Origin of the sequence: Halopiger aswanensis (assembly GCF_003610195.1) — an archaeon.
In the GTDB taxonomy this organism is placed as follows: domain Archaea; phylum Halobacteriota; class Halobacteria; order Halobacteriales; family Natrialbaceae; genus Halopiger; species Halopiger aswanensis.
Genome location: NZ_RAPO01000001.1, coordinates 1,404,638 through 1,424,168, shown reverse-complemented (window position 1 = coordinate 1,424,168; position 19,531 = coordinate 1,404,638). Strand labels below are relative to the sequence as shown.

Genomic DNA, 19,531 nt, shown 5'->3' with positions numbered 1-19,531 from the left:
GTAACCATGGATTTTTTCACTTCCAACCGCTTATAGCGATATGTATGGGATTCGGGAGCTACGACGAATCCGAGCAACAGGAAGTCGACGCCGATTTTGATGACGACGACGCGGTGCAGTCTTCGCAGACCGACCACGACGGAACGATCGAGTTCGAAAACGGGGCCTCGAGCGACGAACTCCTCGACCGACTGCAGGAAATCAAGGACGAGGAGTAACGAGGGATGAAGTCCGGGGTGCGGGCGCTGGGCATCGCCGAGTCGTACGGCGGTGATCGCGACGACCGGGACGGTCGGCGTCGAAGCACCCTCGCGGCCGCGGTCGTCCGCGCGGACCGCGTCGTCGACGGCCTCGCCTACGAAGCCTGTACCGTCGGCGGCACGGACGCGACTGCGGCCGTCCGATCGCTGCTCGAGTCGGTCGGGCGACCGGACGTACGCTACGTGCTGCTCGGCGCCGTCGCCCCCGCGTGGTACAATATTCTCGACCTCGCACGGATTCACGAGGCTGCCGATCGGCCCGTGATCGCCGTCACCTTCGAGGAAAGCGGCGGTCTCGAGGCCGGGATTCGAGACGCCTTTTCCGGGACGGAACGCGACGAGCGGCTCGAGGCGTACCGCTCCCTGCCCGAGCGGCGGTCGCTGTCGGTCAACGACGACACGGTCTACGTCAGGCACGTCGGCTGCGAGACGAGCGAGGCCGACGAAGTCGTCCGGGCGTTCACGCCGGCGGGCGGCCGTCCGGAACCGATTCGCGTGGCGCGGCTCGCGGCTCGAGCGGGCGATGCGTACGCCACTGCAGTCGACGAGCAGGGCGGCGAGTGACGGGAATCGACTTGAACGCCTTCGGCAGCTAGTTGGCTGCGAGCCCGAAAGGCGAAAGACGTAGTAGTCGCCCGCCTGAGCGACACCACATGAGCGAGCTGAATGCGGAGGATCTCTGCGTGGACGAGTGTACGCGCTGTCCGGTGCTGGTCGACTCCCGCAGTCGGATCGTCAACGGAACCGGTCCCGAGGACGCCGACGTCCTATTCGTCGGCGAGGGGCCCGGCGCGCAGGAGGACGCGGAGGGCGAACCCTTCGTCGGCCGCAGCGGGACCGTCCTCGACGAACAACTCCGGACCGTCGGCCTCGACCGCGAGACCGTCCGCATCACCAACTGCGTGCGCTGTCGCCCGCCCGAGAACCGCGACCCCACCGACGAGGAACTCGAGCACTGCCGGGGCTACCTCGAGACCGAAATCGACCTCGTCGATCCGGACGTAATCGTCACGCTCGGGAAGGTTCCCAGCGAACACCTGCTCGAGCGCTCGGTCGCCGTCACGAAGGAAGCCGGGTCGCTCGAGGAGGTTCGCATCGCCGGTACCCCCCGACGGCTGCTGCTCTGCGTCCATCCGGCGGCGACGCTGTACGATCGCAGTCAGGAGGAGACGTTCGAGTCGGCCCTCGAGCGGGCCGCCGATCTCGCGGACGTCGACGGGAGCGAAAGCGGCCAGACGCGGCTCGACGGCTTCTGATTCCGCGAGCTTACGAGCCTGCGAACCCGCGAGCGATTATCACACCTCGTCTCGGTCCGTGAACGTATAGCGCCGCGAGATCTTCCCGTCCTCGAATTCGTGGAAGTCCGCGAAGTCGAACGCGACGCGTTCGTCGCCCTGCAAACCGGTAAAGCTCCCGCGGACGGCGACGGTGTCTTCCTCGACGACGATATCGTGAACCTCGTGGGATCCCTCCTCGAGCGGCCGGCCGTCGAGATAGAACTCGCGGAGTTCCTCGCGGCCGGTGATCGCACCCTGTCCGGGGCGCTCGTACCGAACGTCGTCGGCGAAGAGGTCGACGAGGTCGTCGTACCGCTCGGCGTCGACGTACTCGTAGTAGTCGCGGACGACGGATTCCGGGTCGGCGCTGGTGGCGGTGCTGGTGTTGGAGTCGGTTCCGGTAGGCGCGTCGGAGTCGGTATCGGTATCGGTTTCGCTATCGCTGTCGACCATATCGGCCCTACAGCCTCGAGAACCTAAGGAGCGGGGAAGACGCGCGGAGTACGCCCGGTTGCAGTTGCGCGAATGGCAATACACTTCAACGTTCCGCCCTCAGTTCGAGTATGAGCAGCGTTTCGTCCGCAGCCGACCAATCCCTCGCCTCCGTCGTCGTCGTCGACTACGGACTGGGGAACCTGCGCAGCGTCACCCGCGGCCTGGAGCGCGCGGGCGCCGACGTCACGATCACCGACGACCCCGACGCCTTCGCCGACGCCGACGGCGTCGTCCTCCCCGGCGTCGGCGCCTTCCGCGAAGGCGTCGAGAACGCCGAGCCGATCCGCGAACACCTCCTCGAGGTCGCCGAGCGCGACCAACCCCTGTTCGGCATCTGTCTCGGCATGCAGATGCTGCTGACCTCGAGCGAGGAGGGGACGACCGACGGCGAGTCCGCCGTCGAAGGGCTGGACCTGATTCCCGGAACGAACGTCCGGTTCTCGGACGGCCAGAAGGTGCCCCACATGGGCTGGAACGAACTGGACGTCCAGCGGGATCACCCGCTCGTCGAGGGCATCGATGGCCAGTACGCCTACTTCGTCCACTCCTACTACGCGGTTCCCGACGACGGGTTCGCGACGGTCGCGAGCACCGACTACGAACGCGAGTTCCCCTCGATCGTCGCCAACGACGCGGGCAACGTCTTCGGCACCCAGTTCCACCCCGAGAAGAGCGGCGAGACGGGGCTACAGATTCTGCGGAACTTCGTCGAAATCTGCGCGGACGCGTAGGGTTCGGTTTCTTCTCGGCGCGGCTTCGATACCGTTCGTAACTGCGATCTCACAGTGGTTGGGCCGGAGACACACCCCTCGTTGCCGCTGTATGACCGCTCGAGACGGTCTGAAAACTGGCAATCAGCACAGTATACCTGGCAGTAATCTACCGCGGGTTGCTATAGCCCTACAACAGGATCGAGAAACTATTCTGATTCCGACATTCATAAATAGGTGACTTTAGTCATAGTCCACTAAGTGAATTGAACGTCGTGACGGTCATTCGGAATTGACCGTCCGCGTCCGCTCGAGTCGACTCGAGGCGCAGTTTTGACTCGGTTTTCGGTTCGTCGCGGCTACCAGTGCAGTCTCGGCGGTACTCGACCTCGGTTTCAGGTCGACGGCGCGGCCGACTCCTTACAGCGGCAACGCGGGGTGTGTGTCTCCGTATACAGCGGCACCGAGGGGTGGAAAACGAACCGCTCGCTTCCTATAGAAATCCTTTTCAATCAATACAGCGGAAATACGGTGTCCGTCCCGCTCCCGCCGGTTCGTGTCTGGAGCGCAATTCGTCGCCGACCGGCTCGTGATACAGCGGCACTCCGGGGTGGCCGGTTGCTATACAGCGGCACTCCGGGGTCCCACCGCGACGAGACGGCGTAATTCGCGGCTCATCCGTGACGGCCGACACCCGCTCGCCTATACAGCGGAAATCCGGGGTCCGTTTCGGCCTATACAGCGGCACCGAGGGGTGTAGATGGATCGTTTTGGTTCTTGAATCGTTGAGATCTGGATTATACAGCGGAACTCCGGTTCCGAACGTTTAAGAGAGCGACGCCGAATGTCTCGAGTAACTGAATGTCGGGCTCGACGGATTACTTCGGGAGCGAAAACGAGATCTTCCGCAACAAGGAGCTCCTGCAGGTTTCGCACCTCCCGGACGGCGATCGGATCATCGGTCGCGAGGACGAACTGACGAACCTCGCGAACGCGATCAAACCGGCGACGCGGGGGAACACGCCGAACAACGTCCTCGTCTACGGGAAGACGGGGACCGGCAAATCGCTGTGCTCGAAGTTCATCACGAACCAGGCGATCGAGCGCGCCAAGGGCAACGACGTCTCGATCGGCGTCGCGTACGTCGACTGTCTTCAGGAGTCGACGGAGACCCAGGCCGTCCAATCGGCCGGGCACCAGCTCAATGACCAGACGGAGACGGACATCTCGATCCCTCACTCGGGCCTGAGCACCGCCGAGTACTACCGCCGGCTCTGGCAGATCATCGACACCCGCTACGACGTCGCGCTGATTATCTTAGACGAGGTCGACAAGATCGAGGACGACGATATCCTCATGCAACTCTCTCGGGCCGTCGAGTCCGGCAAGCTCACCGAGAGTACGGTCGGCGTCATCGGCATCTCGAACAAGGTCCGGTACAAAGACTCGCTGGACGAGCGAATCAAGTCCAGCCTCTGCGAGCGCGAGTACGTCTTCTCGCCGTACGACGCGACCCAGATCCGCGAGATCCTCCGCTCGCGCTCCGACGCGTTCCACGAGGGGGTCCTCGAGGACGGCGTCGTCCCGCGCGTGGCCGCACTCGCGGCCCGCGAACACGGCGACGCGCGGAAGGCGATCGACATCCTCCGCTTTGCGGGCGAAATCGCCGAGGAGAACGACTTCGAGCGGGTGACCGAGTCCTGCGTCGATCAGGCCCACGAGCGCGAGGAGACCAGCCGGCTGGCCGAACTCATCTCGAAGAGCCCGAGTCACGCGAAGCTGGTGCTCGAGGCGATGGCGCTGCTCACCCAGCAGAAGGAGGGCGACGACGCGCCGGTGACGACCAACGAGGTGTACGACCTCTACAAGCGACTGTGCGACCGGGATCAGTCCGATCACCTGAAACTGCGTCGCGTCCGCGATATTCTCTCGGAACTCGAGTTCCTCTCGATCATCGAGCAGGAGCGCAAGTGGGCCGGTAAGGGGAAGGGAAACTACATGGAGAACCGACTAATCGACGATCCGGAGGTTATCATCGCGGCTTGTAACGAATCCGACTGAGGCGTTCCCGATCGACGTGTTCGGTCCGCTATAGTTATTCCGCCACTCGCTGTTGGTCGGTGTATGTCCTGGTCCGACCGACGGCTCAGTCTCGTCCTCGGCGTCCTGTTTCTCGCGACGTTCGCCCTGTCGTTCACGGAGAGTCTCGAAGTGATCGTCGACGAACCTGCCTCGCCGACGGCGGCTGTGACCGTCGCCGGTGGTGCACTGTTGCTGTTCGGCAGCGTCGCGTTCGTCGTCGCCGGGCTAACCCGGCGGCTGACGGTCGCCGGCCGGACGCTCGAGTGGTGGCAGATTCAAAGCGTCGGCTACGGCGCGATCGGGTCGTACCTCGTCGTCTCCGGTCTGGTCTCCATAGCGTCGCTTCTCGGCGTCGCGACACTCGTCGCGGGTGTCAGTTTTATCGCATTCGGGGCCCTCCGACTCCGGACGGATCCGTCGACGGAGCCGACGGCGGAAGCGCCGTGACGACCGTAACGGGTAATTGTGGGCGTTGATCCGAACGGTGTCGCGGTCCTCAGATCAGTTCGCGTACGTCCGAGTACCACATGTCGTGGTAGTCGACGTGGCCGATCCGGCGCGCGATCGCGACCGCGATCACGTGCCAGCAGAGATCGGTCGGGTCGTCCGGATCGAGATTGTACTCGCTGTCCTTGCAGGTACAGCCCCCGTCCTCGACGATGTACTCGTCGTCGTAGCCGACGACGATGGTAAAATCGCGGTAGGTCTTGACGCGGTTCTCGCCGACTGCCTCGACCGCCTGCACCCCGCGGTCGCCGTGGAGGCGCGAAATCCGGTCGACGATATCCGGCGTCAGCTCGCCTGCCTCCTCGAGATCCGCTTGCCACCGCTCGACGGGGTTGGCTTCCGACACGTTCGTGACTGTGCACCCGACTGTAAAATCGGTTTGGTTGTCGCTCGAGCGAGCGGCCGACCGACAGCCGTCAGCATTGCGATTTTGCGGAGTGATCCGGACTGTTGACGGATCGGGGCTGACTCGCCGCCCGTCGCGAGCTGACACATCTACTGGACGGATACTCGGGTGATCCGACGGGCAGCGGAACGCGAAAATAGGCGTGCCACGGAGTATACACATGGGGGATTGGTATCGACCACCAACTGCTGGTAGCGGACGAGGGGCGATCGCAGCCGTGGGGGCACTGTACGTCGTGCTCGCGGTCGGCTGGGCAGTCGGCCAACTGACCGCAGGGAAGGCGCTGTCGAACGTCGTCCTCGTCGCGGGGTTCATCGGCCTTCCCGGATTGGTCCTGCTGTACGGCGCCTATCGATTACCCAGGACCGACGTTCGCGGCGCGTACTATCCGACGATCGCGGCCTGGTGTCTCGGCGGGAGCGGGCTGTTGCTGGCGATGCTCGCGCTCTACCAACTCGAGCCGGCCGAGAGCGTGAGCGATCCGGTTCGGGCCGCACTCGTCCTTTCGGCCTTCGGCGCCGCCGCGGGCTTCGGCGTCGGGCGCAACGACGCGCTGGCGAAGACGCGGGCACACGAGATCGAATGCCGGAATCGAGACCTCGAGCAACTCACGGCGCAACTCGACGAGACGATCGCGCGACTCGAGGTCGCCAATCGGGAGTTCGCGGACTCGAACGAGCGCCTGGAGCAGTTCGCCTACGCGGCGAGTCACGACCTCCAGGAGCCCCTGCGGATGGTCTCGAGTTACCTGACGCTCATCGAGAAGCGGTACGGCGACAATCTCGACGCGGACGGGCGCGAGTTCATCGACTACGCGGTCGACGGTGCCGACCGGATGCGCGCGATGATCGACGGCCTCCTCGCGTACTCGCGGATCGATTCGCAGGGCAAGCCGTTCGAGCCCGTCGCGCTCGACGACGTGCTCGCCGATGCCCGAAAGGACCTCGAAGTACGGATCGCCGAGAGCGACGCCGTCCTCGAGATCGACTCGCTGCCGACCGTCGACGGTGACGCCAGCCAGTTACGCCAACTGTTCGAGAACCTGCTCTCGAACGCGCTCGAGTACTGCGGCGACGAGCCGCCGCGGGTCCGCGTGGATGCCGAGCCGAACGCTGACGGCTCGAGTTGGACGATTTCGGTCGCCGACGCGGGAATCGGCATCGATCCGGCCGACGCGGATCGGATCTTCGACGTGTTCCAGCGTCTGCACGGCCCCGAGGAGTACGAGGGGACGGGCCTGGGACTCGCGCTGTGTGAGCGCATCGTCGACCGTCACGGCGGGAGGATTCGGGTCGACTCCGACCCCGGCGAGGGGTCGACGTTCTCGGTGACGCTGCCGGCGGCCGAGCACGCGGATTTGGACGCGTAACCCCGCGAACTGAGCAGTGAGTGTGACTTCAGACGACCCGACCGATACCACGGTGTTTTTCGACTGCCGCCGTCCAGAGGGAGTATGCGCGTCACCGAGGGCGGAATCGAGCTCGAGGTCCCCGGCGAGCAGACCGAGGGTATCGAGGAGTCGGTCTTCTACAATCCGCGCCAGGAGCTGAACCGGGATCTGACGATCGCAACGCTGCGAGCCTATCGCGAGCGCGAGGAGCGTGCCGAAACGTATCTCGACGCGATGACGGCAAGCGGCGTCCGCGGCGTTCGGGCGGCCGCCGACGGCTGGGACGTCACCTGCTGCGACGTCGACGAGGAGGCCGTCGACCTCGCCCGCGAGAACCTCGCGCGCAACGACTGCGCCGAACGGGCGACCGTCGAACACCGCGACGTCAGCGCCCTCATGCACGACGAGGTGTTCGACGTGATCGACCTCGACCCCTACGGGACGCCGATGCCGTTCGCCGACGCTGCCTTCGCCAACTGCCGGGATCTAGTCTGTGTCACCGCGACCGACACCGCACCCATGTGCGGCGCGCACTTCAACAGCGGCGTCCGCTCCTACTCGGCGGTTCCGCAAAACACCGACTACCACGCCGAGATGGGCGTTCGGATACTCGTCTCCGCGCTCGCGCGCAGCGCAGCCCGGTTCGACGTCGGCGTGCAGCCGCTGCTGACCCACGCGACGAGCCACTACGTCCGGACCTACCTCGAGCTCGAGCACAAGGCGACGTCGGCCGACGCCGCGGTCGACGAGTTAGGCTACCTCTACCACTGCGAGGACTGCCTGTACCGCGAGGCCGACCCGGGGCTGATCGCCGACCCGATCGAGACCTGTCCCCACTGCGAGGGCGACCGGATCCTCGCCGCCGGTCCGGTCTGGCTCGGACCCGTCCGCGACCGCGAGTTCGTCGTCGCGGTCCGCGAGGAGATTCCCGACGCCTTCGGCACCGCCGAGAAGGGACGCGAACTCTGCGAGACGCTCGAGGCGGAACTCGACGAGCCGACCCACTACGACCAGCACAAGCTCTGTCGCAACTGGGGGCTGCCCGCCAACGCGATGGACGAGTTCCTCGCGGATCTGCGCGCAGCGGGATACGAAGCCTCGAGAGCGCACTACGGCGGGACGACGTTCAAGACGGACGCCAGCGTCGGGGAGATCCGGGCGGCGACCGAGGGCAGTCTCGAGTAACGTCGACACTTGCCGTGACGACGCGTCCTTCCGACCTGTCGACTCGAGGACTTACGCGTCGTCCCCGGCGTACAAGCGGACGAGTCGACATTCCGGACAACAGACGCCCTGCAGTTTCGCCCGCTGCTTGAGGCCGAGTTTTCCCAGCAGTCCCTCGCGTTCGCCGGTCGCGATCGAGAGCCGCATGCTCTCGCCGTCGCGTACCGGAACCGGTTCCATCGTCACGCCGCAGTCGGGACAGCGTCGCTGCTCCATGGGCTTCGGTCGACGTGACAGCGAAAAACAGTTTCGACGGGCGTCGGCGGTGGTCCGTCGTTGGACCGCGCGAGCGAACGCGGCCGCGGTCGGTCGCGGGAGCCTTTAGGGAGCAAGCCTATGCCACACGATTGCATACCTCGGTCCCCGTCGTAGGACGGCTAGTGATCGACCGCAGCGAAGGGCTCGATATCGCGCGTCGGGTGACGGAACTGGCTCGCACCCAGCAGTTGACGCTGCTGGCGGCCGGCGTCGCCTTCTACGGTTTCATCTCGCTCGTCCCGCTCCTGTTGCTCGCGCTCGGGATTGCCGCGTCGCTGGGCGGGGAAGCGCTCGCGGTACGGCTCACGGTCGCCGCGAGCGACGTGCTGACGCCGGCAGCGCGGGAGCTGCTCGCCGAGACGGTGCTCGACGAGACCGGCCGCCAGAGCGCGACGGTCGTCGGCGCGTTCGGTCTGCTCTGGGGCTCGAGCCGCGTTCTCCGGGGCCTCGATCGAGCCTTCTCGCAGGTGTACGGCACCGTCGGCGAGAAGTCGGTCATCGATACGATATGGGACGCGACGATCGTCTTTCTCGTGATCTCGTTCGGACTCGCGCTGGTCGGCGCGCTCGAGGTTGCGATTCGGTTCGCCCCGGTGGTCGGACTCGGCTACGTCGGCCCGGTCTTCGTCCTGTTGGGGCTGGTCGCGGCGTTCCTGCCGCTGTACGTCGTCTTTCCGGACGCCGACGTGGACCTTCGGGAGGCCCTGCCGGGGACGGTCATCGCCGCCGTTGGCTGGTTCGTCCTGAGCCGGACGTTCTCGCTGTACGCCGCCGTTGCGACGGATTACGTGGTCTACGGGGCCCTCGGGGCCGTCTTTCTCGTGCTCGTCTGGCTGTACCTCGGCGCGATCATCCTCGTGTTCGGCGCGGTCTGTAACGCCGTCCTCGCCGGCCGTGAAGTGGATCGGCAGCTACAAAGTCCCGGCCGTCGACAGATTCTGACAGAAGCGATGACTGACGACGCTACGGGTGCCGACGAGGGGGACGCGGACGCGACCGCGGGCGACGGGAACGGAACCGAAACCGGGACTAACAGCGACGAGGCCCGTACTCGCGACCGCGACCGCGACCGCGACCTCGACTCGGACCGCGATCGCTCGAGCGCAGCTACGGGTACGCGCACGGCCGGGACTGAAACCGAAACCGAACGGCGAGGCCCGCACAGTGCTCGCACGCGGGACCGAGCCGACGACCCCGAAGCCCTTCGCGAGGAGATCGAGCGCCTGCGCGACCGCGTCGAGGACTTCGAGGACAACGTCGAGCGCCGCACCGTCGAGAAGGAGTCGCTCGAGAGCGAACTCAAGCGCTACGTCCGGCGGCGCGTCCGCCGCGGCCACGCCCACGGCTGGGGCCCCTACCTCGTCTTGCTGTACGGGACGGCGATGGCCATCGCGGCGTTTTACTTCCTCACCGGCCCCTGGGCGATCCTCGCGATGTTCGTCGTCTGGACGTCGACGCTCGGCGTCTACGTCCTGATGGTGCTGCTCGGCGCGGGCCTGTCCCTGCTCGGCGTACCGGGACGGCTCCGGAACTGGATCGGCGAGCGCCGGTCCTAACGGCCGCCTCGAGTCGTCCGCGTTTCTCCCGTCCCGAATCCGTCGCTTCTCTCGCCCTCTCGGCAACCGTACTCGCCCGTCCGTTACCTCCTTCGCCGCCGGTAGCTCGTGGTCGTGTCGGCGACAGCGCCGCTGCTGGGATCAGCGCTACCGCTGCGGTGGCAATGTGGATGATCGCCGTAATCCGTGCGTAAACGGAATCGAACCGGATCGAACTCGATCGAATTCGATGCAAAAATCGGAGACCGGAACCGACAGGGGGTGGTTGTCGCGGTGTCAGCGTCGAGTCGGCGACTCGCGGCCTGAACGCGTCAGAACTTCTCGAGGTAGCGGTCGAGTTCCCACTCGGAGACGTCGACGAGGTACTCCTCGAACTCCTGGCGCTTGGCTTCGACGAACTTGGGCGCGACGTGTTCGCCGAGCGCGTTGTAGATCGCCTCGTCCTCTTCGAGCGCGTCGACGGCGTCGCCGAGGTTCGACGGCAGCGTGTCGATGCCGTACTCGTCGCGCTTCTGCTCGTCGAACTCGTAGATGTTCTCCCGAACCGGGTCGGGACACTCGAGGCCCTGCTCGATGCCGTCCAGGCCGGCGTGGATCATGACTGCGAGCGCGAGGTAGGGGTTACACGACGGGTCCGGCGAGCGCAGTTCGATGCGCGAGGCCGCGGGGACGCGCGCGGCCGGCTTGCGGATCAGCGCCGAGCGGTTGCGGTCGGACCACGCGACGTACACGGGCGCCTCGTAGCCCGGAACCAGGCGCTTGTAGCTGTTGACGGTGGGGTTCGCGACCGCCGTGATCGCCGGCGCGTGCTCGAGGATGCCGGCGGTGAAGGCGTGGGCCTCCTCGGAGAGGTTGAACTCGTCGTCCTCGTCGTGGAAGGCGTTCTCGCCGTCCTCGGTGAACAGGGAGAGGTGGGTGTGCATGCCCGAGCCGTTGATCCGCGGGATCGGTTTGGGCATGAAGGTGGCGTGGTAGTCGTGCTGGGCCGCGATGGCGCGAACGACGGTCCGGAAGGTCGCGACGTTGTCGGCCGTCGCGAGCGCGTCGTCGTAGGTGAAGTTGATCTCGTGCTGTCCTTCCGCCACTTCGTGGTGGCTCGCTTCGATCTCGAAGCCCATCTCCTCGAGGCCGTAGATGATGTCGCGGCGAACGTCCGAGGCGAGGTCCTTGGGCGCGACGTCGAAGTAGCCGCCGGCGTCGTTGGTCTCAGTGGTCGCGCGGCCTTCCTCGTCCTCCTCGAAGAGGAAGAACTCCGGTTCGGGCGCCGCGTTGACCGTGTAGCCCATCTCCTCGGCGCGCTCGAGGGCGTTCTTGAGGACGCGTCGCGGGTCGCCCTCGAACGGTTCGTCCGTCGAGGTGTCGTAGACGTCACAGATCATCCGGGCCGCGGCGCTTTCCTCGTCGTTGCGCCACGGCAGAACCGCGAAGGTGTCCGGATCGGGAACCAGACGCATGTCCGATTCCTGAATGCGGACGAAGCCCTCGATCGAGGAGCCGTCGAAGTAGATCCCCTCGGTGAATGCCTTCTCGGCCTGTCGGGCCGGCACGGCGACGTTCTTGACCGTGCCCAGAATGTCGGTAAACTGCAGTCGGAGAAAGTCTACGTCCTGCTCCTCGATCTCGTCGAGTACGGCTTGTTCAGCCTCGCTGATGTTTCCGCTTGTCATCTTTCCAGTCGTCCTTCTCAAGAATCTCCGCTACTAAAACCCTGCTGCTCCGAGCAAATATCCCCTCACCGCACTGAAATTGTATATTCGTAAATTTCTAAAGGCTAGGCTGAGTTGTTTGATGTGATGACCTACGAAAATCTCGATGCAAAACTAGTGAATGCCCTCCTCGGTGACGGCCGCGCGAGCCTCCGGAGCCTCGCCGAGGACCTGGACGTCTCCGTCACAACCGTCTCGAATCACCTCTCCGATCTCGAGGAAGACGGCGTCATCGAAGGCTACACACCCCGACTCGACTACGACGCGCTCGGCTACGACGTCACCGCCGTCATCCAGTTGCAGGTCGAGGGGAACGCCCTGCCCGACATCACGGACACGCTGAAGGACCACCGCCAGATGATCAGCGTCTACGAGGTCACGGGCGACTACGACGTGATCGCCATCGGCAAGTTCCAGGACACGGACGAGATGAACGACAACATCAAGCAACTGCTGACCGATCCGGACATCAAGTCCTCGAACACCAGCGTCGTGCTCAACGCCGTCAGCGAAAACGAACAGTTCGAACTCGACGTCGACGATACCTGATTGTTCGGCCATTCGGTATCGGTCGCTCGATTGTGCGATCGGTAGCTTCCTTACTCGAGTTTCGCACGGCCGTCCAGCCTCGTCGCTCGCTACTCGCCGTTCGCTACTCGTTAGTCGTCACCCGTCAATCGTCGACGAGCGCCTCGGCGGCCGCCTCCCGGTCGCCCGCCTGTGCGCGCCACAACGTTGCGTACTGACCGTCCAGCTCGAGTAACTCCTCGTGGGTGCCCCGTTCGACGATCTCGCCGTCTGCCATGACGAGGATCGTGTCGGCGTCCTTGACCGTCGAGAGGCGGTGGGCGATCGCCAGCGTCGTCCGATCCTCGGTGAGCCGATCGATCGACCGCTGGATCAGCAGTTCGGTCTTCGTGTCGACCGCGCTCGTCGCCTCGTCCAAGATCAGCACCTCGGGATCGTCGAGGACGGTCCGCGCGAGCGCGATCCGCTGGCGCTGCCCGCCGGAGAGTTTGACGCCGCGCTCGCCGACGCGGGTGTCGTAGCCGTCCTCGAGGTCGGCGATGAACTCGTGGGCCTGCGCGGCCTTCGCGGCTTCTCGGACCGCCTCGTCCGAGGCGTCGAACTGACCGTACCGGATGTTGTCCGCGATGGTCCCGTCGAAGAGGAAGGTGTCCTGGCTGACGTAGCCGACCGCGGACCGCAGGTCCGACAGCGCAATATCGCGGACGTCGTGGCCGTCGAGCTTCACCGAGCCCTCCTGGACGTCGTACAGCCGGAGCAGCAGTTTGAGGACCGTCGACTTGCCGGCGCCGGTCGGGCCGACCAGCGCGACGGTATCGCCGGGGTCGGCCTCGAAGGAGACGTCCTCGATGACCGTCTCCTCGAAGGCTTTCTCGTCGTCGCTCGTCGCCCGTACCTCGCTATCTGCGTAGCTAAAGGAGACGTTCTCGTACGCCACCCGGCCCTCGACCGGTTCGATGTCCGCGGGGTCTTCCGGGTCGTCGACGTGGACGGGGATGTCCATCAGCCCGAAGATGCGCTCGCTCGAGGCCTTGGCGTTCTCGTACTGGTCGACGATGTTCGAGACCTCCGCGAGCGGGTCGACGATCCGCTGGGTGAGGGTGAGGAAGATGACGAAGTCGCCGACCGACAGCGTGCCGGTGAACGGTCCCGGCGCGGTCCCCGTCGTGAGCCAGTAGCCGCCGACGAAGAAGGTCGCGGCGAAGGCGACGCCGGCGAGCAGTTCCATCCCCGGCCGGTAGAAGTAGCTCAGTTTGAGCACGTCCATCGTCCGCTCGAACAGGTTCATCGAGGAGTCCCGGACCCGGTCGACCTCGTAGCCCTCGCTCGAGGAGGCCTTGGTCAGCCCCATCCCCGCGATGGCGTTCTCGAGGCGGGTGTTGAGCCGTCCCACGGCGGAGCGCTGGCGGACGTACCGCGGTTCGACGACGCGCATGAACCAGATCGTAAACGCGACCATGGCGGGGATCGCGAACAGCGTGACGACGGCGAGTTGCCAGTTCAGGTAGAAGAGCACGGCCGCGATGCCGCCGACCATCACGAGGAGTCGCGCGGAGTTCATCAGGGCGTTATCCAGAAATCGTTCTAAGTTCTGCGTGTCGTTGTTGAGGACGGCCATGACCTCGCCGGTCTGTTTCTCGTCGAAGAAGGCCATGTCCAGGCGCTGCATCTTCTCGAAGGAATCGACACGGACGGTGTGCATCACGTCGTGGGCGAACAGATTAGCGGTGACGCCGTAGATCCAGGTGAGGACCGCCATCGCGAGGAACGAGGCGATGATCGCGCCGACGGAGAACCAGAACTGCGCCAGGTCGCCGGTGGGCAGCCACGTATTGGGGACGACCGGCAGCTCGTACGGCCCGGACTCGAGGAAGATCGCGTCGATGGCGGCCCCGAGCACCAGCGGCGGCACGAGACTCGCCATGCGGGCGAGAAAGTTCGCGACCATCCCGGTCGTGAAGTAGCCGAGTCGGCCCGGTGCGTACTCGCGGAACAACCTCGTCAGCGGTCGCTCGACGTCCTCGCGGTAGGCGTCGAACGGCGTTTCGTCCGTGTCAGCACTCACGCCCGTCCGGTATCGTTTCGAAACATAAATTACTAGTGTTGTCGGGAATGCGGGCCGGTTTTCGGCGCCCGCTGCGGACGGTGGACCCGCCCTGCGGGTCACGCGGCGTAGTTCAGCACCCAGTAGCCGGCGTACAGCGCGAGCAGCAGCGCGCCGCCGGCGCGGGTCACGCGGCTGCGAGCTAGCATCGCCGTCGCGACGAGCAGGCACGCGCCGAAGAACGGCCAGTGGACGGTCATCACCGCACCGCCGGTGTCGACGGGGTGCAACAGCGCGATCAGGCCCACGTTCGCGGTCATGTAGAAGACCGTGCTCCCGACGACGTTACCCACGGCGAGGTGCGGTCGCCCCTGCCGGACGGGCTCGAGGGTCAGCGCCAGTTCCTCGATCGAGGCGATGAAACTCAGGACCGTCGCGCCGAAGGCCAGCCCCGAGATGCCGAAGGCGACGAAGAGCCGCTCGGCGCTGCCGACCGTGATGAACGACCCCAGCGTCATGCCGACGGTCGCGAGAACGGCGACGGCGAGGGTGACCCGACCGCTACGGTCCTCGAGGTCGGGGACGAACTCGTCGAAATCGAGGTCGAGGTCGAGATCGCGGTCCGAATCCGACTCGAGCAGAGACTCGCCTCGCTCACCGTCAGCGGTTGTCGGCGCCTCGCGATCCGTACGCGGTCCGTTCCCGTTCGTCGCCAGCGCGTCGTCAGTCGGTGGTCCGACCTCGGCCTCGAGATCGTCGTCGACGTCGATCGCTTCCTCGACCTCGCCGGAGAGCAAGTACGTCGTCTCCGAGCGCCGCTCGTGCCAGAAGATGTAGGCGAGTAAGGGGACGAATATCGCCAGCAGCGCCGCCCCGTACGCGGCCCCGATCGTCCCGCCCACCGACAGCGCGAACGCCGGCAGCGGGACGAGCAGGAGCATGGCCAGGTAGGCCCGTGGTACGTCCATCTCGAAGGGAACGAACACCCCCGCGAGTCCGAGTGCAACCGCGAGGACGAACAGCGACTCGCCGAAAACCGTCCCTAGCGCGAGATCCGGCAGGGCGACCACGGCGGCCGTCACCCCGAGCGCGGCGTTCTCGAGGTCGATCCCGGCCAGGATCACCGCGAGGAAGAAGCCCGAAATTCCCAGCGAGACGGCGCTCTGGGCGACCGCCTCGATGAACACCTCGACGCACCAGATGACCAGCACGACCCCGACGAGAAAGGCGGCGGCGAAGAGCGCGATCTCGAGGCCCGGTGCGACCATACCGTCACCATCGACGTTCGTCTACTTAGTTTTCCGACCGATACGCGGGCCGGAGACCCCTTCCGGCGTGTGCGCTCGTGCGCACGTTCACTGTCTGTACACCAACAGCGCCACGCCCAGGGCCAGAAACAGCAGTCCCCACCACAGCGAGTCACCGGGGAGGACTTTGAGGATGAGCGTCACGATACCGGAGGAGAGCAGGGACCACCCGAGGGTCGTTCGGAATGCCATACGAACGATACGCCGCCCAGCCCAATAGGTCATTGGAACGTCAGATCCGGTGTGAATCCGGCTGCGTGATGTATTCAGTCCCAGCGCAGTGCCGATACCGATTCTCGCACAGTCGTTTTCGACCGTCTTTCACCGCCACAGTGCCCGTCGTAGCCGCTCGAGTCCCGAGTCGGGACCCCGGTTGCGATCGGTGCTGTACCGCGCTCTGATTGCGCTGTGAACCGCGCCGCGGGGACCGACCAATATTAATCACCCCTATACAGATCACAGTTATTATTAACTAATGGGGAAGAGTTAGTAATACATGCCACGATACACTCGACGACAACTCGTCGCGACCGGTGCCAGCGCCGCCACGATCGGCGCGTTCGCCGGTTGCGTCTCGGACGAGTCGGGTAACGGCGGATCGAACGACGCGGGCGACGGTTCGGCCCCGACGGCCCAGGCCTCGTTTTTCGTGTTCGGCGATTTCGCGGCCGCGGTCGCGGGCGACACCGCGCAGGCCGAGACGCTGGTGCCGATCGGCCAGCACGGCCACGGCTGGGAACCCGGACCGCAGATTCAGGGTACCGTCCTCGAGTCGGACCTGTTCATCTCCGTCGTGGACGGCTTCCAGCCCTGGGCGGACGATCTCGTGACGAGCCTCCGGGAGGACGACGCCGACGTTCACATCGTGGCCGCCGGCGCGGAAGTGGACCTGCTCGAGAGTGAGGGTGGCCACGATCACGAGCACGGCGACGGCGATGCGCACGATCTCGAGGGTCACGATGATCACGCCCACGAGCACGACGGAGATGGCGACGGTCACGATCACGATGACCACGAACACGATGAAAGCGAGGACGGCGACCACGATCACGAGCACGACCACGGGACCGCCGACCCCCACTTCTGGCTCGACCCGGTGCGGGCAAAGCGGGCCGTCGACGCCATCGAAGACGGATTCGCAACCGTCGACGGCGATAACGCCGACGCCTACGCCGCCAACGCCGACGAATTCCGCAGCCGACTGGACGAACTCGACGAAGCCTTCCGGTCGACTCTCGAGAACGCCGCGCGCGACGTCGTCCTCGTCGCCGGCCACGACCCGTTCGCGTACCTCGGGAACCGCTACGGCTTCGAGATCGAGACGCTGACCGGGCTCACCCCCGACGAACAGCCCACGCCGGCCGACATCGAACGCGCGCAGACGATCATCGACGAGCACGACCTCGAGTACGTCTGCGCGGACCCGCTCGAACCGCAGGACGCCGCCGAACAGCTGATCGCCGAAACCGACGCGAGCGAGGTGTTGCCGCTGACGCCGATCGCCGGGCAGACCCGGGAGTGGGCCGACGAGGGTTGGGGGTACGTCGAGATCATGGAGGAGATCAACCTCGCGACGCTCGAACGAGCGCTCGACGCATGAGTGTGAACGGCGCCGCGTCCAACCCCGACGACCACAGCGATCGCGACGGCACCGACGGTGCCGACGCTCCGGAGTGGAACGGCTCGAAAACGCCCGGCCCCGACGAGACGCCGCGCTCGACGCTGCTGTCGGTCGTCCTCGAGTCCGAGTCGACGGGCCGACCGACTTGCACCATCTACCCGCCGGACGTCGCCGCGCCGTACCGCACGACGACCTGGATAACCGCCCACGGCGACGCGTTCGTCTCCCTCGAGGAGTGGCGATGATGAGCGACCACGAATCGACCGACGGCCCGGTCGACGAACCCGCCGTTAGCGTCGAGGGCGTGACCTTCGGCTACGGCGAGCAGCCGGTCCTGGAGGACGTCTCGATCGACGTCGAACCGGGCACCTTCCTCGGCCTCGTCGGGCCGAACGGGAGCGGCAAGAGCACGCTGCTCGAGTTGCTGCTCGGCTTGCGTCGCCCGGACGAGGGGACGGTCAGACTGTTCGGCGAACCGGCACACCGATTCGAAGCCGGCGAGCGGATCGGGTACGTCCCGCAGGACGTGACGACCGCCGCTCGAGCGATGCCGATGACGGTCCGGGAAGTCGTCGCGATGGGCCGGTATCCACACCGGCTCGTCGGCCGCTTCTCGCGGACCGATCGACGCGCGGTCGACGAGGCGATGTCGCGAGTCGGTATCGCCGACCTCGCGTCGCGTCGCATCGGCCGCCTCTCGGGCGGCCAGCGCCAGCGCGTGTTCATCGCCCGCGCGCTCGCCTCGGAGGCGGATCTGCTCGCGCTCGACGAGCCGACGGTCGGCGTCGACGCGGAGTCCCGCGAGGCGTTCTACGATCTCCTCGGCGAGTTGAACGCCGAGGGCATGACGGTCGTTCTGATCGAGCACGACATCGGCGTCGTCACGACGTACGCGACGGAGATCGCCTGCCTCAACCGCCGGTTGCACTTCGACGGCGCACCGGAGGAGTTCGTCGAGACCGACGCCCTCGCGCAGGCGTACGGGACGGATCAACACGTCGTTCAGCACGACCACTGATATGCTCGGCCAGTTCACCCTCACTCTCCTCGGCGCGGACACTTCGTCCGCCGTCGCCGCGATCCAACTCCTCGAGATCCTGTACGGGGTCTTCGAGTGGTTCCTCGAGGACGCGTACGGCACCAGAATGAACCGTCTCGGGGAGTATCTGGGCGTGCGGATGCTCGGCTACCCGTACATGCAGCGGGCCTACCTCGCCGCGGTCTGTATCGCCGTGATCGGGCCCCTCGTGGGGACCTTCCTCGTCCACCGCGAGATCTCGCTGATCGGCGACACGCTCGCCCACACCGCCTTCGCGGGCGTCGCCGTCGGCCTCTTTCTCAACGCGACGCTGTCGCTCTCGCTGTCCCCGCTGCTGACCGCGTTCGTGACGGCCGTCGTCACGGCCCTCCTCGTCGAACTCCTCATCGAGCACGGCGGCGCTTACAGCGACACCTCGCTGGCGATCGTCCTGACGGGCGGGTTCGCCCTCGGCAGCGTCCTCATCACGGCGACCGACGGCGGCATCGCCGTCGGCATCGACGCCTACCTCTTCGGGAGTCTGGCGACCGTCTCGCGGGCCGACGTCGGGATTTTGGTCGCGATGAGCCTCTTCGTCGGCGGCCTCGTCACGCTCGCCTACCGCCCGCTGCTGTACGTCACCTTCGACGCGACCGGTGCGCGGGCGGCGCGGCTCAACGTGCGCCTGTACAAGCGACTCATGGTCGTCCTGACGGCGCTCGTCGTAGTGAGCGCCATGCAGATCATGGGCGTCATCCTCGTCGCCGCGATGCTGGTCGTCCCCGTCGCCACCGCGGCGCTGGTCGCCCGGAGCTTCAAGCGGTCGGTCCTGCTCGCGATCCTCGTCGCCGAGTTCGCGGCCGTCGCCGGCGTCACCGTCTCCTACAGCTACGGGATCGCGGCCGGCGGGTCGATCGTCCTCGCCGCAATCGCGATGTACGCTGCCGTTCTCGTCGGTCGATCGTTTCCACTCGAGCGGTTGAGAGTACAGTAAATCCGGCCTCTCTACGAAAATTCGACAATTCGACAGCGGTGACGTCGAACGCGCGAGACGACGAACGAGGGCGTCAGGAAAGCGAAACCGGAGCGAGCGGAAACGAAGCGTCAGGACGTCGAACTCCGTAGTGTGCGAGCGGTGCGAC

General features: G+C 65.8%; 21 protein-coding genes. 14 read left to right on the top strand and 7 right to left on the bottom strand.

The annotated features are described in order from the left end of the window. Nucleotides 1-44: 44 nt before the first annotated feature. The 3 genes from ATJ93_RS06845 (at nucleotide 45) to ATJ93_RS06835 (ending at nucleotide 1,516) form a co-directional block, all read left to right on the top strand. A complete protein-coding gene (locus tag ATJ93_RS06845; protein ID WP_120243830.1) occupies nucleotides 45-218 on the top strand; it encodes a DUF5786 family protein in 174 nt (57 codons plus the stop codon). 6 nt (nucleotides 219-224) lie between these two features. Next, nucleotides 225-824: an endonuclease dU gene (locus tag ATJ93_RS06840; protein ID WP_120243829.1), complete on the top strand. Its 600-nt coding sequence runs from the start codon at nucleotides 225-227 to the stop codon at nucleotides 822-824. Nucleotides 825-913: 89 nt separating this feature from the next. After that, entirely contained in the window at nucleotides 914-1,516 is a 603-nt protein-coding gene (locus ATJ93_RS06835) for a uracil-DNA glycosylase (protein WP_120243828.1), read from the top strand. 39 nt (nucleotides 1,517-1,555) lie between these two features. Here the strand turns inward: ATJ93_RS06835 and ATJ93_RS06830 are convergent, their stop codons facing one another. Beyond that, entirely contained in the window at nucleotides 1,556-1,990 is a 435-nt protein-coding gene (locus ATJ93_RS06830) for a nuclear transport factor 2 family protein (RefSeq protein WP_120243827.1), read from the bottom strand. Nucleotides 1,991-2,100: 110 nt separating this feature from the next. Between ATJ93_RS06830 and hisH the strand changes: the two genes are divergently transcribed. The 3 genes from hisH (at nucleotide 2,101) to ATJ93_RS06815 (ending at nucleotide 5,271) form a co-directional block, all read left to right on the top strand. Next, the gene (gene hisH / locus ATJ93_RS06825) at nucleotides 2,101-2,763 is read left to right on the top strand and encodes an imidazole glycerol phosphate synthase subunit HisH (RefSeq protein WP_120243826.1); all 663 of its coding nucleotides are present in this window, start codon (nucleotides 2,101-2,103) and stop codon (nucleotides 2,761-2,763) included. An 840-nt stretch (nucleotides 2,764-3,603) separates the two neighbouring features. Further along, entirely contained in the window at nucleotides 3,604-4,803 is a 1,200-nt protein-coding gene (locus ATJ93_RS06820) for a Cdc6/Cdc18 family protein (RefSeq protein WP_120243825.1), read from the top strand. A gap of 63 nt (nucleotides 4,804-4,866) precedes the next feature. After that, entirely contained in the window at nucleotides 4,867-5,271 is a 405-nt protein-coding gene (locus tag ATJ93_RS06815; RefSeq protein ID WP_120243824.1) for a hypothetical protein, read from the top strand. A gap of 49 nt (nucleotides 5,272-5,320) precedes the next feature. Here the strand turns inward: ATJ93_RS06815 and ATJ93_RS06810 are convergent, their stop codons facing one another. Next, nucleotides 5,321-5,677 (bottom strand): hypothetical protein, encoded by a 357-nt coding sequence (locus ATJ93_RS06810; protein ID WP_120243823.1) that lies wholly within the window; start codon nucleotides 5,675-5,677, stop codon nucleotides 5,321-5,323. Between the two features lie 220 nt (nucleotides 5,678-5,897). On the opposite strand from ATJ93_RS06810, the gene ATJ93_RS06805 reads away from it, so the two are divergent. Together ATJ93_RS06805 and ATJ93_RS06800 are read left to right on the top strand one after the other, a co-directional pair. Beyond that, nucleotides 5,898-7,106, top strand: coding sequence for a sensor histidine kinase (locus tag ATJ93_RS06805; protein WP_120243822.1), 1,209 nt, complete (start codon nucleotides 5,898-5,900; stop codon nucleotides 7,104-7,106). A gap of 84 nt (nucleotides 7,107-7,190) precedes the next feature. Further along, nucleotides 7,191-8,312, top strand: coding sequence for a tRNA (guanine(26)-N(2))-dimethyltransferase (locus tag ATJ93_RS06800; RefSeq protein ID WP_120243821.1), 1,122 nt, complete (start codon nucleotides 7,191-7,193; stop codon nucleotides 8,310-8,312). 51 nt (nucleotides 8,313-8,363) lie between these two features. On the opposite strand, the gene ATJ93_RS06795 is transcribed toward ATJ93_RS06800, so the two are convergent. Further along, nucleotides 8,364-8,567, bottom strand: coding sequence for a hypothetical protein (locus ATJ93_RS06795; protein ID WP_120243820.1), 204 nt, complete (start codon nucleotides 8,565-8,567; stop codon nucleotides 8,364-8,366). A gap of 164 nt (nucleotides 8,568-8,731) precedes the next feature. Between ATJ93_RS06795 and ATJ93_RS06790 the strand changes: the two genes are divergently transcribed. Next, a complete protein-coding gene (locus ATJ93_RS06790; protein ID WP_120243819.1) occupies nucleotides 8,732-10,165 on the top strand; it encodes a YihY/virulence factor BrkB family protein in 1,434 nt (477 codons plus the stop codon). Between the two features lie 311 nt (nucleotides 10,166-10,476). On the opposite strand, the gene glnA is transcribed toward ATJ93_RS06790, so the two are convergent. Further along, nucleotides 10,477-11,832, bottom strand: coding sequence for a type I glutamate--ammonia ligase (gene glnA, locus ATJ93_RS06785; protein WP_120243818.1), 1,356 nt, complete (start codon nucleotides 11,830-11,832; stop codon nucleotides 10,477-10,479). 126 nt (nucleotides 11,833-11,958) lie between these two features. On the opposite strand from glnA, the gene lrp reads away from it, so the two are divergent. Beyond that, nucleotides 11,959-12,420 (top strand): HTH-type transcriptional regulator Lrp, encoded by a 462-nt coding sequence (gene lrp / locus ATJ93_RS06780; RefSeq protein WP_013879549.1) that lies wholly within the window; start codon nucleotides 11,959-11,961, stop codon nucleotides 12,418-12,420. A 124-nt stretch (nucleotides 12,421-12,544) separates the two neighbouring features. On the opposite strand, the gene ATJ93_RS06775 is transcribed toward lrp, so the two are convergent. From ATJ93_RS06775 to ATJ93_RS23555, 3 genes are all read right to left on the bottom strand, one after another. Beyond that, nucleotides 12,545-14,464, bottom strand: a complete 1,920-nt coding sequence (locus ATJ93_RS06775; protein ID WP_120243817.1) for an ABC transporter ATP-binding protein — start codon at nucleotides 14,462-14,464, stop codon at nucleotides 12,545-12,547. A gap of 98 nt (nucleotides 14,465-14,562) precedes the next feature. Beyond that, complete coding sequence (locus tag ATJ93_RS06770; RefSeq protein WP_120243816.1) at nucleotides 14,563-15,711, bottom strand: sodium:calcium antiporter; 1,149 nt, start codon at nucleotides 15,709-15,711, stop codon at nucleotides 14,563-14,565. A gap of 87 nt (nucleotides 15,712-15,798) precedes the next feature. Next, nucleotides 15,799-15,942 carry a hypothetical protein gene (locus ATJ93_RS23555; protein ID WP_170155529.1) on the bottom strand — a complete coding sequence of 48 codons (144 nt, stop codon included), beginning with the start codon at nucleotides 15,940-15,942 and terminating at the stop codon, nucleotides 15,799-15,801. Nucleotides 15,943-16,246: 304 nt separating this feature from the next. Between ATJ93_RS23555 and ATJ93_RS06765 the strand changes: the two genes are divergently transcribed. From ATJ93_RS06765 to ATJ93_RS06750, 4 genes are read left to right on the top strand one after another with little or no spacing between them, the layout of a single operon-like run. Further along, complete coding sequence (locus tag ATJ93_RS06765; RefSeq protein WP_120243815.1) at nucleotides 16,247-17,350, top strand: metal ABC transporter substrate-binding protein; 1,104 nt, start codon at nucleotides 16,247-16,249, stop codon at nucleotides 17,348-17,350. Further along, entirely contained in the window at nucleotides 17,347-17,616 is a 270-nt protein-coding gene (locus ATJ93_RS06760) for a DUF7511 domain-containing protein (protein ID WP_170155489.1), read from the top strand. The genes ATJ93_RS06765 and ATJ93_RS06760 overlap by 4 nt, the downstream gene beginning before the upstream one ends. Continuing rightward, nucleotides 17,613-18,389, top strand: coding sequence for a metal ABC transporter ATP-binding protein (locus tag ATJ93_RS06755; protein ID WP_211334029.1), 777 nt, complete (start codon nucleotides 17,613-17,615; stop codon nucleotides 18,387-18,389). The genes ATJ93_RS06760 and ATJ93_RS06755 overlap by 4 nt, the downstream gene beginning before the upstream one ends. 1 nt (nucleotide 18,390) lies before the next feature. After that, nucleotides 18,391-19,383 (top strand): metal ABC transporter permease, encoded by a 993-nt coding sequence (locus ATJ93_RS06750; RefSeq protein ID WP_120243813.1) that lies wholly within the window; start codon nucleotides 18,391-18,393, stop codon nucleotides 19,381-19,383. Nucleotides 19,384-19,531: the final 148 nt, after the last annotated feature.

Excerpts from the sequence above, each read along its gene's own strand:
- ATJ93_RS06755 (WP_211334029.1), top strand. The coding sequence starts at position 17,613 with ATGATGAGCGACCACGAATCGACCGACGGCCCGGTCGACGAACCCGCC.
- ATJ93_RS06800 (WP_120243821.1), top strand. The coding sequence starts at position 7,191 with ATGCGCGTCACCGAGGGCGGAATCGAGCTCGAGGTCCCCGGCGAGCAG.
- lrp (WP_013879549.1), top strand. The coding sequence starts at position 11,959 with ATGACCTACGAAAATCTCGATGCAAAACTAGTGAATGCCCTCCTCGGT.
- ATJ93_RS06840 (WP_120243829.1), top strand. The coding sequence starts at position 225 with ATGAAGTCCGGGGTGCGGGCGCTGGGCATCGCCGAGTCGTACGGCGGT.
- ATJ93_RS06765 (WP_120243815.1), top strand. The coding sequence starts at position 16,247 with ATGCCACGATACACTCGACGACAACTCGTCGCGACCGGTGCCAGCGCC.
- ATJ93_RS06795 (WP_120243820.1), bottom strand. The coding sequence starts at position 8,567 with ATGGAGCAGCGACGCTGTCCCGACTGCGGCGTGACGATGGAACCGGTT.
- ATJ93_RS06820 (WP_120243825.1), top strand. The coding sequence starts at position 3,604 with ATGTCGGGCTCGACGGATTACTTCGGGAGCGAAAACGAGATCTTCCGC.
- hisH (WP_120243826.1), top strand. The coding sequence starts at position 2,101 with ATGAGCAGCGTTTCGTCCGCAGCCGACCAATCCCTCGCCTCCGTCGTC.
- ATJ93_RS23555 (WP_170155529.1), bottom strand. The coding sequence starts at position 15,942 with ATGGCATTCCGAACGACCCTCGGGTGGTCCCTGCTCTCCTCCGGTATC.
- ATJ93_RS06815 (WP_120243824.1), top strand. The coding sequence starts at position 4,867 with ATGTCCTGGTCCGACCGACGGCTCAGTCTCGTCCTCGGCGTCCTGTTT.
- ATJ93_RS06830 (WP_120243827.1), bottom strand. The coding sequence starts at position 1,990 with ATGGTCGACAGCGATAGCGAAACCGATACCGATACCGACTCCGACGCG.
- ATJ93_RS06750 (WP_120243813.1), top strand. The coding sequence starts at position 18,391 with ATGCTCGGCCAGTTCACCCTCACTCTCCTCGGCGCGGACACTTCGTCC.
- ATJ93_RS06770 (WP_120243816.1), bottom strand. The coding sequence starts at position 15,711 with ATGGTCGCACCGGGCCTCGAGATCGCGCTCTTCGCCGCCGCCTTTCTC.
- glnA (WP_120243818.1), bottom strand. The coding sequence starts at position 11,832 with ATGACAAGCGGAAACATCAGCGAGGCTGAACAAGCCGTACTCGACGAG.
- ATJ93_RS06805 (WP_120243822.1), top strand. The coding sequence starts at position 5,898 with ATGGGGGATTGGTATCGACCACCAACTGCTGGTAGCGGACGAGGGGCG.
- ATJ93_RS06845 (WP_120243830.1), top strand. The coding sequence starts at position 45 with ATGGGATTCGGGAGCTACGACGAATCCGAGCAACAGGAAGTCGACGCC.
- ATJ93_RS06835 (WP_120243828.1), top strand. The coding sequence starts at position 914 with ATGAGCGAGCTGAATGCGGAGGATCTCTGCGTGGACGAGTGTACGCGC.
- ATJ93_RS06760 (WP_170155489.1), top strand. The coding sequence starts at position 17,347 with ATGAGTGTGAACGGCGCCGCGTCCAACCCCGACGACCACAGCGATCGC.